Annotated in this window: 14 protein-coding genes; 1 reads left to right on the top strand and 13 read right to left on the bottom strand. The window is 67.0% G+C overall.

Annotation, left to right across the window (positions count from 1 at the left end; genetic code table 11):
* Window positions 1-3: 3 nt before the first annotated feature.
* Genes fliP through ACXJ1Z_RS06820 form a run of 13 tightly spaced genes read right to left on the bottom strand, consistent with a single transcriptional unit; the run spans window position 4 to window position 11856 of the window.
* Window positions 4-771 (bottom strand): flagellar type III secretion system pore protein FliP, encoded by a 768-nt coding sequence (gene fliP, locus ACXJ1Z_RS06880; RefSeq protein ID WP_463781187.1) that lies wholly within the window; start codon window positions 769-771, stop codon window positions 4-6.
* A gap of 14 nt (window positions 772-785) precedes the next feature.
* Complete coding sequence (locus ACXJ1Z_RS06875; protein WP_463780550.1) at window positions 786-1061, bottom strand: flagellar biosynthetic protein FliO; 276 nt, start codon at window positions 1059-1061, stop codon at window positions 786-788.
* Complete coding sequence (gene fliN / locus ACXJ1Z_RS06870; RefSeq protein WP_463780548.1) at window positions 1061-1393, bottom strand: flagellar motor switch protein FliN; 333 nt, start codon at window positions 1391-1393, stop codon at window positions 1061-1063. The genes ACXJ1Z_RS06875 and fliN overlap by 1 nt, the downstream gene beginning before the upstream one ends.
* A gap of 28 nt (window positions 1394-1421) precedes the next feature.
* Window positions 1422-2318, bottom strand: coding sequence for a FliM/FliN family flagellar motor switch protein (locus ACXJ1Z_RS06865; RefSeq protein ID WP_463780546.1), 897 nt, complete (start codon window positions 2316-2318; stop codon window positions 1422-1424).
* Between the two features lie 8 nt (window positions 2319-2326).
* Entirely contained in the window at window positions 2327-2905 is a 579-nt protein-coding gene (locus ACXJ1Z_RS06860; RefSeq protein WP_463780545.1) for a flagellar basal body-associated FliL family protein, read from the bottom strand.
* A 33-nt stretch (window positions 2906-2938) separates the two neighbouring features.
* Complete coding sequence (locus tag ACXJ1Z_RS06855; RefSeq protein ID WP_463780543.1) at window positions 2939-5092, bottom strand: hypothetical protein; 2154 nt, start codon at window positions 5090-5092, stop codon at window positions 2939-2941.
* A 35-nt stretch (window positions 5093-5127) separates the two neighbouring features.
* Window positions 5128-5568 carry a hypothetical protein gene (locus ACXJ1Z_RS06850; protein WP_463780542.1) on the bottom strand — a complete coding sequence of 147 codons (441 nt, stop codon included), beginning with the start codon at window positions 5566-5568 and terminating at the stop codon, window positions 5128-5130.
* Window positions 5565-6890: a FliI/YscN family ATPase gene (locus ACXJ1Z_RS06845; protein WP_463780541.1), complete on the bottom strand. Its 1326-nt coding sequence runs from the start codon at window positions 6888-6890 to the stop codon at window positions 5565-5567. Before ACXJ1Z_RS06845 ends, ACXJ1Z_RS06850 begins: the two co-directional genes overlap by 4 nt.
* Window positions 6884-7504 (bottom strand): FliH/SctL family protein, encoded by a 621-nt coding sequence (locus tag ACXJ1Z_RS06840; protein ID WP_463780539.1) that lies wholly within the window; start codon window positions 7502-7504, stop codon window positions 6884-6886. The genes ACXJ1Z_RS06845 and ACXJ1Z_RS06840 overlap by 7 nt, the downstream gene beginning before the upstream one ends.
* The gene (fliG, locus tag ACXJ1Z_RS06835) at window positions 7488-8495 is read right to left on the bottom strand and encodes a flagellar motor switch protein FliG (protein ID WP_463780538.1); all 1008 of its coding nucleotides are present in this window, start codon (window positions 8493-8495) and stop codon (window positions 7488-7490) included. The genes ACXJ1Z_RS06840 and fliG overlap by 17 nt, the downstream gene beginning before the upstream one ends.
* A complete protein-coding gene (gene fliF, locus ACXJ1Z_RS06830) occupies window positions 8495-10219 on the bottom strand; it encodes a flagellar basal-body MS-ring/collar protein FliF (RefSeq protein ID WP_463780536.1) in 1725 nt (574 codons plus the stop codon). The genes fliG and fliF overlap by 1 nt, the downstream gene beginning before the upstream one ends.
* A gap of 3 nt (window positions 10220-10222) precedes the next feature.
* A complete protein-coding gene (gene fliE, locus ACXJ1Z_RS06825) occupies window positions 10223-10591 on the bottom strand; it encodes a flagellar hook-basal body complex protein FliE (protein WP_463780534.1) in 369 nt (122 codons plus the stop codon).
* Window positions 10591-11856, bottom strand: a complete 1266-nt coding sequence (locus ACXJ1Z_RS06820; RefSeq protein WP_463780533.1) for a sigma-54 interaction domain-containing protein — start codon at window positions 11854-11856, stop codon at window positions 10591-10593. Before ACXJ1Z_RS06820 ends, fliE begins: the two co-directional genes overlap by 1 nt.
* Window positions 11857-12101: 245 nt before the next feature.
* Between ACXJ1Z_RS06820 and ACXJ1Z_RS06815 the strand changes: the two genes are divergently transcribed.
* Entirely contained in the window at window positions 12102-12947 is an 846-nt protein-coding gene (locus ACXJ1Z_RS06815) for a flagellin N-terminal helical domain-containing protein (RefSeq protein WP_463780531.1), read from the top strand.
* Window positions 12948-13399 lie beyond the last annotated feature (452 nt).

Genomic DNA, 13399 nt, shown 5'->3' with positions numbered 1-13399 from the left:
TGGTTAACCGAAGCTTGAAGCGAGCGAGCCCATCAGCAGCGCCCAGCCGTCCACCAGCACGAACAGCAGCAGCTTGAAGGGCAACGAGACGACCATCGGGCTCATCATCATCATGCCGAGACTCATAAGCACCGAGCTGACGACCAGATCGATCACCAGAAACGGCAGGAACAGCATGAAGCCGATCTGGAAGGCGGTCTTCAACTCGCTGGTGACGAACGCCGGCAGCAGGATCGAGAACGGTACGTCGTTCGAGTTCTGGAACTTGGGCGCCTTGGCCATCTCCGCGAACATCGCCAGATCGCGCTGGCGGGTCTGGCGGATCATGAAGTGGTGGAATTCCTGCCCGGCGTTCTGGATGGCGACTTCGGCGTTGATGGTACCGGCCGAGTAGGGCTGGATCGCGCGGTTGCTGACCGCCTCGAGCGTCGGCGCCATGACGAACAGCGACAGGAACAGCGACAGGCCGATCAGCACCTGGTTGGGCGGCGACTGCTGCAGCCCGAGCGCCTGACGCAGGATCGACAGCACGATGAGGATGCGCGTGAAGCTGGTCATCATCAGGATCAGGCTGGGCAGGATCGTCAGCAGGCCCATGATCATGAGCAGCTGCAGCGACAGCGTCATGCCTTGGCCGCCGGTTCCGCCCATCGACCCGAATGCGCGATCGAGCGCGCCGGGAATGGCGGAGGGCGCCTGGGCCGCCGCCTGGGCGTAGGCCGTGGCGGGAAGCAGGGAAAGCGCCGTGACGATAGCCACGCCACGCGCCATGATGCGCGCGAAAGTCACTCGACGATCTCCTTGGCGCGCGCGGGCGCTTCAGCGAGCCGGGTCAGCCCGTTGCGTCCGGCGGAGACCAGGATCTCGCGGCCGTGAAACTCGATCACCGCCAGCTTGACCGTGGGGGATAGCATGGTCGTCTCGATCACCCGCACCGACTTGCCGGCGTTGCCCGCCAGCCCGGCCTTGGCTTGAACCTTCTGCGCCAGCTTGAGGCAGCCCCAGATTGCCAGGCCGATCAGCGGCAGCATGATCAGCAGCTTGAGGATGTACCAAAGCATCAGGCCAGAGTTCCGCCAAGGTTGGCTCCACCGCCCAGCGACGAAAAGTCGACCGGTGCGATCTCGGTGCTCTGTTCGGCCGCCTGCGACCCGGCGAGTTCGACGATACGCAGGCCGAAACGGCCGTTCTGCGCCACGATCTCGCCCTTGGCGATCGGCTTGCCATTGACCAGCACGTCGAGCAACTCGTCGGTCAGGCGGTCGAGAATGACCACGCTTTCCTGGCCGAGCGACAGCACGTCCTTGAGCTTCATGTCGACACGGCCAAGCTCGACCGAAAGGCGTACGTCGACATCCTTGAGAAAGTCGAAACCGCGAGGGTGAATGGACATTGGTGAACTCCCCAGTTCGATGAAAATATTAGAATGCGGCGGTGATCTGGACCGCGACCTGGTCCTCGAAATCACCGATGGAGCCGGTCGCGATCGTACGGTCGCCGGCCTTCACCGGCACGCTGCGGGCGAGGGCGACGGGAATGACGTCACCCGGGCGCAACGCGGCGAGCCGGGTGAACGGCACCATCATGTCGACGACGACGGCGGTCAGCGTGATCGGCAGCGAGGCGAACGGCTCGCTCATCGGATCGGGCGCATGCGGCGCGGCGGGCGCCGGCAGCTTGCGCTCACGCCCGGCGAACAAAGCGGCCAGCGTCGCCTGCGGGAACGTCAGCGCCAGCGTCCACGGTTCGCAGCCGGGCTCCTCGACGCCGACGGACAAGTCGAACACGGTCTCTTCGGCGGTGAACGGCGCGATCTGCGTGAGGTCGGTGTCTCGCTCCAGCGGCATCACCGACAGGGCCCCGCCACCCAGCGCCTCCTGCAGGGCTGCGGCGATCGTCTGCTCGAGCCGCTGGACCAGCAGGTCGGCCGACAAGGGAAAGCAGGACGGCAGTGGCTTGGGCACGGTGCCGCGACCGCCAAAGGCGCGGTCGACGAGGCGAAAGACCGGCGCCGCCGCGATCGTCAGCAGCACGCGATGGCGCTCGGGTCCGATCCCCATCACGGCGTAGCTGGCCAGCGATGGCGCTTCGCCGGAAAGTTCGACGGCCGTGATGGCACGCGGCGGCGCGGCGACTACCGCCGGCGATTCGCTGCTGGACAGGCGGCCCAGGCCATGAGCGATGCTGAAAGCCAGACGGCCCGACAGCAGCGCCAGCGACGGCGCGAGCTCGCTCATCGCCGGGGTGGTCGGCCCGAGCAGTTCGGAGCAGTGCTGCGCGACCATCCGGTCCGCGACGAAGGTGCGTTGAGGCTTCACGGACCGCCTTACTGAACGATGAAGCTGCGGAAGAAGACGTCGTCGACGCCGCCGAAGCCTTCCTCGTCGGTGAGGACCTTGTTGATTGCGGCGGTCAGGCGCTTTTGCAGGCGGGCCTTGCCTTCGATCGTGGTGACTTCGTCCTCGGTGGTATCGGCGAGCACTGCCAGAATCGCCGAGCGGATCGCCAGTTCATGCTCCTTTTGCCACATCAGCACACGACCATCGCGGCGGGTGGAGGAGGCCACGCTGACCTGGATCATTGAATCCGAATCCTTGAGGTTGGACGTGAAGTCGCCCTCGTAGGTGTAGTAGGCGGTGCGATACTCGCTGCCGCCTTCGCCATAGACCGCTTCGCCTGCGGCTTCGTCGCCCTCGGCGGGCTTGGCGGCGTAGGGATCTTCCTCGCCCTTGCGGATCAGCTTGGGGTGGTTGTCTTCCTTGGCTTCGGCATGGCCGCCGATGATGCCGGTCTGGATCAGCGCGAACACGCCGCCGCCGCCCAGCGTCAGCAGCACCAGGCCGCCGATCGCCTTGACCATCAGGCCCTTGCCCTTTTTCGGCTTCTTCTCTTTATCGTCGCTCATCTTGGTACCTTGGGGATCGAAGGGGTTTCAGGTTCAGGCGTAGATGCCGCCGCGCCGCTGGGGCACGGGTGTGGACGAAGCGCGCTCGCCGGGGTTCGCAGGCTGGCGGCCGGGTGCGTGCCGGCTCTGCTGGCGTTCGCCCGTCGCCGCACGCTCACGCTGCGCCTGCTGCTGTGAAGAGGCATCGTTGCGGGCGGTGTCCTGCGGTTGCGCGCCGGTTTGCGGTGCCGGCGCATCGCGGCGGGTCTGTGCCTCGTCGCTGGTCTGGCCCGCCATGTTGGCTGCCGCCGCTGCCTGTACCGCCGGGGCGAAACCTGGATCTGCACTGCCGAGGGTGACGTGGATTTGCGAGGCTTCGGTGCGGAAGTTCAGCGAGACCGCGCCGAAGTCCTCATGCATCAGGGCAGCGCGGATCGTCTGGGGCGCTGCTGCTGCACGCGCCTCGGTGATGCGGTCCACCAGTGCGGCGATGTCTTGGGTCGGGGATTGCGCGGTAGCTGGTGCTGCCGGTGCAGCGAAGATCGCGGCAGTGCGCATGTCGCTTCCGGTGACGATCGAGGTCGGTTCGGGCCGGGACATCGCCACCGGCGCGTCCGCGGCAGCGACCGTCGGCTGGCTCCGCTTGTGCTCGACGGCGACGCTCACCGGAGCGATCGCCCGCAGATCGCCGGACGCATCTGCGGCGGGCTTGGCGGGTGTCGGGGTCGCGGAAGCGATCGTTTCACCGGTCGAGATCGGCAGCGCGGTGGTGACGATACCGGTGACGGGTGCGGATGGCACCGCCGCCGCCGAAGCGCCGACGACTGGCTGATGGGCGACCTGGGAGTGCGGAGCTAGCGTTCCTATCGGCGCGGCATCGGGCCGCGCTTCGTTAGGTGCCGAGGCTGATGTCGTAGCCATTGCGACCGCAGGGATGATGACGTCGTTTGGCCCGCTCAGCGGCATGGCCGCTCCGGGCGTTGGCGCTGCGATCACGGGCTGGCGGGTGTTATCCTGCGCCGGGGATGCCGGTGCCGTGTTCGCGAGAGTCGGGATCGCCACAGTCGAAGTCGTCAGAGCCGCAGGCGTCAGAGTCGCGCTCGGCAGGATTGCGCTCGGCGGAGTCGCATCAGTCAGATTGGCGATCGTGATCGGCGCAGCGTTAGCGCCGGCAGCTTGTGCCGGGGTGTCGTTGGCCACCACCGTCAGCGAGATCGCGGGAAGAGCGACAACGGGTGCGCTCACGTTGGCTGGCGCTTCAACAGCCGGCGCCACCACCGCAGTCCGCGCGATTGGGATCTGGGTCGTCTGGATCGGGATCAGGTTCGCGGCCGTTCCTGCCGCGAGGGTGGCCTTGAGGGGAACCGCCGCACCTTGATCCTTCGGGGCGACGTTACCTTCGTCCATCTTTGGAGCGGGCAGCGGCGTTTCAGGCGAAACCGCGCGCGGGGCAGTACCCGCGCTATCGATCGAGATTGGCGCGATCAAGGTCGACGAAATCGAGGTCGGCGCGATCGAGATCACGGCGGGCTCGGCTTTGGCGATCGCCGACGGCCCGATGTGCGGCGCTGCGGGAGCCGTTGGTTTCGGCTGTGCCGGCAGGGCGGCGTCCAGCGGGCGCGAAGGGACTGCCGGGCGATCGACGACAGTAGTCATCTGGACCAATGCCTCTTGCGTCGTCGGCGTTGCCGCCTCGATCGGCACTGGTTGCTCGGGAGGAGCCGTCACGAACGGCAGCGCGGCGGACGGCGCTGCTATCGCAGGCGCATTGGGATCTCGCGTCTCGGCAGGGACAGCAGCATCCTCGATCGCGGGGTCGGCCTGCTCAGCCTCGGCAAGGCCGGCGTCGTCATCCGTCACCTTGCTCGTAGCGGGATGCGGCACTTTGACGGAGGCGGTCGAGACGCGAGTGGCCGGCGGTTTGCCGCCCGGCAAGATCTTGCCGGTTTCCTTGCCGGGATTGCCGTTCTTGCCGGCTGCCGTTGTCGAAAGGGTGGCAAGCTCGGGCACTACGGGCGCCGTTGCCTGAGTCTCGGGTTCCACCGTTGCGGTCGGCTCGGGCAACTGGGAGGCGAGGGTAGCGCCGGCGAGAAGCACGGAAAAGTCAACGATCTGCCCGCCATCGCTGCTGGCGAGTGCCGGCGCGGCAGCGAGGATCGCGCCGGACGGGGCAACGGCGGGAACAGCAGCGGCGGACAATTCGATCATGGATCAGACGAACCTCGTGACGGACACGTGGTTAACTATACAAGGTCCGTGCCAGAGTCGGTTGCAGCCGGCTTGCGACTGCCCAGCGCGGGCACTTCGGCACTGCGCGCAATGAGTTTTTCTTCCAACCGAGCCCGTTCCTCAACGGCGGCGCGGCGGCGTTCTGCCTCGCCCAGCAGGCGCAGCTTGGCATCGGCGATGGCCTCGGCACGCTGCGCATCGGCGTGGGTGGTGCGGGTGAGCTTGCCAAGGCCCTCGACGAACCCGGCGAGGTGGCGCAGCGAGGCGCCGTCCTGCGATCCCCGGCGCGAGGCGTAGTCGGCGGCAAGGCGCCCGGTGCGATCGGTGAGCGCGCGCAGTTGCGACAACGTGCTTTCCGCCTCTGCGGCCTCGCGCGCGGCGGTCTGCTTGGCGATGGCGCGGATCTTCTCGAGCCGGTTCAGCCGCAGCAGCCGGGCGCGTTCATCCTGCGTCATGCGCCCAGCAGTGCGGCCAGCTGCGCGGCGGCGACGTCGAGGTCGATGATCTCGCCCTGGCTTTGGCACAGGAACGCGGTGAGCAGTTCGTGCATGACGATCGCACGGTCGAGCTGCGGGTCGGCGCCCGCGCGATAGGCGCCCATCAACACCAGGTCGCGATTGGCCTCGTAACTGGCGATCAGCGCGCGGAACTCGCGCGCGAAGCGCTGGTGTTGCGGGCTGACGATGTCGTTCATGACGCGGCTGAGCGAAGCAGCGATGTCGACCGCCGGATACTGCCCGCGCTGCGCCAGCGCGCGATTGAGCACGACATGGCCGTCCAGAATAGCGCGCGCGGTGTCGACGACCGGGTCGTCCTGGTTGTCGCCGTCCGCCAGCACCGTGTACAGGCCAGTGATCGAGCCGCCGCTTGCCGCCGAATTGCCCGCCCGCTCGACCAGCTTGGTGATCGCGGCCAGCGCCGAGGGCGGATAGCCGCGCGCGGCGCCGGGCTCGCCCAACAGCAACCCGATCTCGCGTGCGGCGTGCGCGACGCGGGTCAGGCTGTCGAGGATCAGCAGCACTTTCTTGCCCTGCGCGCGGAAGTGCTCGGCCATCGAAGTGGCGAGCATCGCGCCACGCAGGCGCAAGTTGGGGGCGTGGTCGGCGGGCACCGCGACGATCACGGTGCGCTCGCGCTTTTCGGAACCCATGTGGCGCTCGACGAAGTCGGACACTTCGCGCGCACGCTCGCCGATCAGGCCGACGATGATGATCTCGGCGCTGGCACCATGCGCGATCATGTCGATCAGCACCGACTTGCCGACGCCGGAACCGGCCATGATGCCGATCCGCTGGCCGACGCCGAACGTCGTCAGCGCATTGAGCGAGCGCACGCCGGTGTCGAAGCGCTGGCGCACCGGGCTGCGATCGAGCGCGGATGTGCGCAAGCCGCCCGAGGGCCACTCGTTGCGCGAATGGATCGGGGGACCGCCATCGATCGGCAGGCCTTCGCCGTCGACCGCACGACCCAGAAACTGCGGGCCGACCGGCAACATGCCGGGCCGTCCTTCAGGCGTGACCCGCGCGCCGGGGCGCAACAGCACCGAATCGCCCAGCAGCATCATCAGCGTGCGGCCGTTGCGAAAGCCGATGACCTCGGCGGACAAGGTGGCGTTGCGGCCATGCGCGACGCGGCACATCGCCCCGACCGGGATCGACAGTCCGCTCACTTCGAGCAAGCCTCCGTCGCACGCGGCCACCAGTCCGAAGCGGCGGGGCGTCAGGTCGATGGGTTCTGCGGACAGTTCGGTGAGGATCGGGTCGAACAGGTTCAGCACTGGTGCAGGGCCTCGGCGATGGCCCGGCGCCAGGTGGCGGGGCCATCTTCGACGCCGCCGTTCGCGCCCTCGACGCGGATCGCGCCGCGTTCGAGCGAGGAGTCCGGTTGCACGTCCCAATCCGCCTGCAGGCGCGGGGCGAGTCGTTCCAGATCCAGCGGATGGATGCGGATTACCCGGTCGTCATCGGCACGCGCCAGCATGGCTGCGGCGATGGCGATGCGGCGCGTCAGCATGTCCTCGTCGATCGCAAGCGGGGCCAGCGCCGATTCGCACAGTGCCACGACAGTGTCGCGCAGACGCTGCCGCAGTTGTTCTTCCATCGCTTCGTCGACCTTCGCGAACGACAGCGCCAGTCGGCTTGCGGCGGCGACATCGTCTGCCGCGCCGGCCTCGGCCTCGCTCCGACCCATCTCGAGGCCCTGGTTGTAGCCTTTCATGAACGCATCGCTGACGGGATCGACTTCGGGTTCAAGCCGGACCGCTGCGATCGGCTCGCGTTCGAGCGTCGGCTCGGGCTGCCAATCGCCGAAGCGACTGTCGGGCTGGAACGCCGAAGCGCGCGACAGCCCGCTCAGCGACAGCCGCGTGTAGCCATCAGACATAATCGCCATCGCCCGAACCGAACACGATCGTGCCATCGGCGGCAAGCTTGCGGGCGACTGCCACGATCTGCTTTTGCGCCTCGACCACTTCGGCCAGCTTGGTGCGGCCGCGCGCGGCGATCTCGTCCCTCACGCCATCGGCGGCGCGGCTCGACATCGCGCGGAAGAACACCTCGCGCTCGCTTTCGGGAATGCCCTTGAGCGCGCCGATCAACAGGTCGCTTTCAATCTCGCGCAGCAGCGCACCCATCGATTGCGGATCGAGCACGAACAGATGCTCGAACTTGAACATCTCCTCTTCGATCTTGCGCGCCAGCACCTTGTCCAGCTTGGCGATCTGCGGAAGCACCCGCGCTTCGACCACCTTGCCGGCGCCGTTGATGATCTCGGCGGCTTCCTTGATCCCGCCGATGCTGAGCGGGGTCTGGCCGTGGCGCTCGGCGATACGGCGGGTGAGCAATTCGTCGAGGATGGTGATCGCCTCGGGCGCGACCGGGCCCAGCGTGGCGATGCGATGCACGATCTCGCCCTGGTCCGTCGTCGGCAGCGCATGCAGCACCGCAGCGGCGACTTCGGGATCGAGCTGCACCAGCAGCACCGCGATCATCTGCGGATGCTCGCCCTTGATCAGCGGAGTGAGCGCTTCTGGCACCAGCCAGCGGGCGAGTTCGATGGTCGAGGCCTTCGGGGTCTGCGGCGCGATCCGGCGCATCAGGTTGTCGGCCTTCACGTCACCGACCGCACGACCCATCATGTTGCGCACGTGGCCGACGCGATCGTGGGTGACGAGGCCGAGCGACTCGGTCTTCTCGACGAAGCCGGCGATGGCGCCGGCGATGACCTCGGGGCCGATCTCGCCCAGTTCGACCATCTTCTGGCCGAGCAGGCGCAGCTCTTCAGGCTCCAGTTCGGACAGGATGCGCGCGGCCTGGTCGTCCTGCAGCAGCATGACCATGACCGCGGCGTTGCCGGCGGGATCGAGATTGGCAAGGATGCTCATCAGGCGGCCTGTGCTTGCGCGGCGGACGGGGCCGGCGGTTCATTGAGCATCTGGCGAAGTGCCTGGACCGAGCTGCCATGCTTTTCGGTGACGATGCGTTGCGCCAGCTCGACCTGACGCGCGAGCAATTCGGAGCGCGAGATGTCGACGGCGACACCACCATTGTCACGCGCGCTCGTGCCCAGCGACGCAACCGGTGCCGAGGCGAGATCCGAAGCGGCATCGCCCTCGTCGTTGTCGGCCGCGCCCTTCTTGCCCTTTTTCGGCTTGGCCACCTTTTCGCCACCCATCTTGGCGATCAGCGGACGCACGGCGAGAAGCAGCACCAGCAGGACCGCGATCACCGCCGCGCCATAGCGTACGACGGTGGCGAACCACGGTGTCTCGTAGAAGGCGGGCGGGGTATCGTCGACTGCTTCGAAGCTGCGCTGGATGACCTTCACCTGGTCGCCGCGCTGGGTGTTGGCACCCACGGCCGCGCCAACAAGCGCCTCGATGTCGGCCAGGTCCTTGGCCTTGGCGCCCTTGAGCGCTTCCTTGCTGAGTACGACCGCGACCGACAGGCGCTTGATGCCGCCGGGGCGCTGGTTCGAGACGGAGACCTCGCGACCCAGTTCGTAGGTGCGGGTGGAACTCGACTCGCCGTTGGTGGAGGGCGGTGCGCCAGGAGCAGGCTGGGTGCCCTGCGGCGGGCCGTTCTGCACTTGCGTGGCGGGCGGCGGGGAGTTGGAGAGCGCACCGGGGATGCCGACGGCAGGCGTGCTACCCGCCTGCTGCGACTGTTCCTGCGTTTCGGAGCGGACGACGCCGTCCTTGTCATAGCTTTCGCGCGCGGAGGTCACGTCGTCCATGTTTAGCTCGACCTGGATCTCGCTGCTGAAATTGCCGTCGCCCAGCATGGGCCGCAGGATCTGGGCGACTTGAGCGCGCAGCTTGTCTTCCATGCGCGCCTGCATGTCGAGGCGATCGTCCTCGGCGGTGCCCTTCGTCGAAAGCAGCGAACCGTGCTGGTCGACGACGCGCACCGCATCGGGCGACAGCCCCGGCACCGAAGCGGCGACGAGGTTGACGATGGCCGAGACCTGGCCCTCGCTCAACTGACGGCCCGACTTGAGGCGGACCATGACGGACGCGGTGGGTGCGACGTTATCGCGTACGAAGACCGACTTCTCACCCTCGGCCAGATGGACGCGGACCGTGTCCACCCCGTCGATCTCGGCGATCGAGAGCTCCAGATCGCGCTCGCGTGCCGAGCGCAGGCGCTGGCCTTCGAGGTTGCGGCTGGCGCCCATCGGCAGCTTGTCGAGCATCTGGTCGCCGGTCTCGGGCGTGGCGAGCGCGCCATCGGACGCGACCAGCATCCGCGCCTTGTAGAAGTCGCTTTCGTCCACCGTGAGCGCGCCGCTGTCGTTGTCGATGTGATAGCCGATGTTCGCGGTGTCGAGCGCGGCGGTGACGCCGGCCCGCTCGCTGTCGTCGAGCTGCGTGTAAAGAGTGCGCTGCGGGGAGGGCGCGACCGCCGCCCACGTCAGCGCCGCGCCGCCGAGCGCCGCGACGCCGAGGAACCACGGCAGCATGCGCTTGACCGCCGGTTGGGCGGAAAAGGCGCTCATGCGCGTGAGGGCATTGCCGCCGGCCGGATCGGTCAGCGGGCCAAGGAAGGACGTGCCGCCGGCACCGCCCTGAACGTTGGCGGGAACCGTGGCTGGAACGAGGTCAGCCATCTATCAGACTCCCATCCGCATGATGTCTTGGTAGGCGCTCAGCAGCTTGTTGCGGACCTGCAGCGTCGCTTCGAACGAGACGCTGGCTTCCTGGCGCGCGAGCATGACCTTGGCGACGTCGGTCACTTCGCCGCGCTGGTAGGCGTCGGTGATGCCTTCGGCCTTCACTTGCGTGGCGTTCACCCCGTCGAGCGCGGTCTTGAACGCGTCGGCGAAGTTCTGCGCCGGAGCCTGGGTTTGGGCGACTTGTGCCGCCCCTTGCGGGGCGTGGAGCTGCTGCAGGGTCTGCGAGCGGTCCATGATCTGCTGGCGCAAGGCCATGATCTGCTGGACGCCCGCCGCGCCCCCGCCGATGCCGGAGATCGCGCTCATCAGCGGCCACCCGCCGCAACGCGGCCGATCTCGATGCCGGCGTCACGGAACGATGCCAGGCGGTAGCGTAGCGTGCGTTCGGAGATGCCGAGCTCGCGAGCTGCGCGAAGACGGTTGCCGCCGCAGGCTTCCAGCGTGTCGATGATGGCGCGCGCTTCGGAAAGCTGGACGACGCTCGACAGCTTGCGGGCGATCGGCTCGGCCTCGGCGGTTTCCACCGTGGCGACGTTGACCAGCCGGGCGGGGCTGTCGAAGACGATATGGTCGGGGGTGATGGTCACCGAATCACCCGCGAGCAGCAGCGCGCGGCGCACCACGTTCTCCAACTCGCGCACGTTGCCGGCCCAGGCATGCAGCTTGAGCATGGCGAGCGAGGCCTCGTTGAAGCAGGGCACCCGCGCCGGGTTCGGAGCGTGGCGCAACGCCATGCCGAAGGCGAGCGGGGCGATGTCGTCGGCGCGCTCACGCAGCGGGCGCAGCGAAAGCGGGAAGACGTTGAGGCGGTAGTAAAGGTCGGCGCGGAAGCGGCCTTCGGCGACTTCGATGGGCAAGTCGCGGTTGGCGCAGGCGATCACGCGGATGTCGACGGGGATCGGCTTGGTCGCGCCGATCGGCACCACTTCCTGCTCCTGCAGCGCACGCAGCAGCTTGGCCTGCAGCGACAGCGGCAGTTCGGCGATCTCGTCCAGCAGCAGCGTGCCGCCGTCCGCCGCGCGCATGAAGCCTTCGCTGGCGTTGGTGGCACCGGTGAAGGCGCCCTTCTGGTGGCCGAACAGCATGGCTTCGAGCATGTGTTCGGGCATCGCGGCACAGTTAACGGCGATAAAGGGTCCGCTGGAACGCTTGCTGCGCGCGTGGATGAAGCGGCTGAGCACTTCCTTACCCGTACCGGTCGGTCCGTTAATCAAGACCGGGATGTCGCTGACCGCCAGCCGATCGGCCAGCGCGAACACGGCGAGGCTTTCGGGATCGGCGGCGATCGGTGCACCCGGACCCGCGGCGGCCGCCAGGATCATCGCGAGGGACGATTCGCTGGCGGGATCGCCGTAGCTCACCACCGTGCGGCCGCAGCCATGGCGTGCGATCGCGGAAAGTCCCCGGTTCAGAGCAACTTGGCGGCGACCCGCGACAGGTGCGGTCTTTTCCGCAGCGTCGATGAAAACGACCTCGTTCGTACCAGCCAGCGTGGCGAGCACGGCATCGGCCCGCTGCATGAGCAAGCCATGCGTGCCACAAGTATCTCGCGTACCTTCGAAACGGGTCATGTGCTTTGCGATCCCCAACGACATTAACCACTCTGTCGATGCGCTCTTTTTGCGCGAAACGTCGAAAGGATCGGTAATTTAAGGCCTAGGGGTACTACGTATTTTGGGATGTAGTTCCCGCCGAACGGAAAAAACCTGCGATTTTCCGCTTAAAAGTTCGGGCTCGCCTTCCGTTCTGGTGGTCAGCAGCTGCGCCGGATGGGCTGGCAGGCTGACGGTTTCGGGTCCTCACGGGAGTACATCTAATGTCCGCCATCAACACCAACATCTCCGCCATGAAAGCGTCCAACGCATCGCTGAACGCCAACAAGGCCCTCGGCACCGCCATGGAGCGCCTGTCGACCGGCAAGCGCATCAACAGCGCCAAGGACGACGCCGCCGGCCTCGCCATCGCAACCTCGATGACCTCGCAGATCCGCGGCATGAACCAGGCGGTTCGCAACTCGAACGATGGTATCTCGCTGGCGCAGACCGCTGAAGGTTCGCTGGGCGAAGTCACGAACATGCTGCAGCGCGTCCGTGAACTGGCCGTGCAGTCCGCTTCGGGTACTTACGCCGACGCCGACCGCGACAACATGCAGACCGAAGTCGATCAGCTCACCGCCCAGATGGGCCAGATCATCAGCAACACCGAATTCAACGGCGTGAAGCTGTTCGACGGCACCACCACGACCGTGACCATCCAGACCGGTTCGAACGGCAGCGATCAGGTCGACCTCGAGATGGCCGATCTCACGACCATGCAAGCCAGCGGCGGCGGTGCCGCATCGTACGACATCTCGACCGCAGCCACCGCGACCGCGCTGCTGACCGGTACGGCCCCGGCCAAGGGCGTGCTCGATACCGAGCTGGACGCGATCTCGAGCGCGCGTGCGAAGCTGGGTGCCGGCCAGAGCCGCCTCGAATCGGTCGTCAACAACCTGACCACCAACGTCACCAACCTGTCGGATGCACGCTCGCGCATCGAAGACACCGACTACTCGACGGAAACGACCGCTCTCGCCAAGGCGCAGATCCTGTCGCAGGCATCGACCGCGATGATCTCGCAGGCCAACCAGAGCCAGCAGAACGTCCTGTCGCTGCTGCGCTAAGCTTCAATACGCTACCCCTGCCTTCGGGCAGGTTCGGGCCCGGCGGGTTTCCCCAGACCGCCGGGCCCATTTTCATGCCTCGCGTCCTTGCCGGACGCGCTTGGCCATCGCGCGCTCGGCGCCGCCGCGTTCGTCATGAAGCGTTACTATCCCATCGCCATACGCGGTCTTTGGGTGTGGGCACCAATGCTTGAAGCCATGTGCAGACGCCGAGAATTCGCGCCGAAATCGTCTCTATCGGGATCGTGCGCGAAGTGTCCAGAGGACAGCGGCAACGATGAGCGGAGAGGAAGTCAAGGACATCGCGGTCAAGGTAGAGGGCGATGGCTTCGGCTATACCTTTGGCTGCTAGATCCGAGCCCAAGGTCTGCTGCGGCACCTGATCAGGGCGCCATCGCTTCTGCAAGCCTGTTCGGGCCGCCGCTCCGACCAGGCTTGCCCGATAGTGCCTT

The organism is Novosphingobium sp. TK46 (assembly GCF_055361525.1).
Note: the sequence above shows the minus strand (reverse complement) of the source record. Positions and strands in the feature narration are given on the sequence as shown.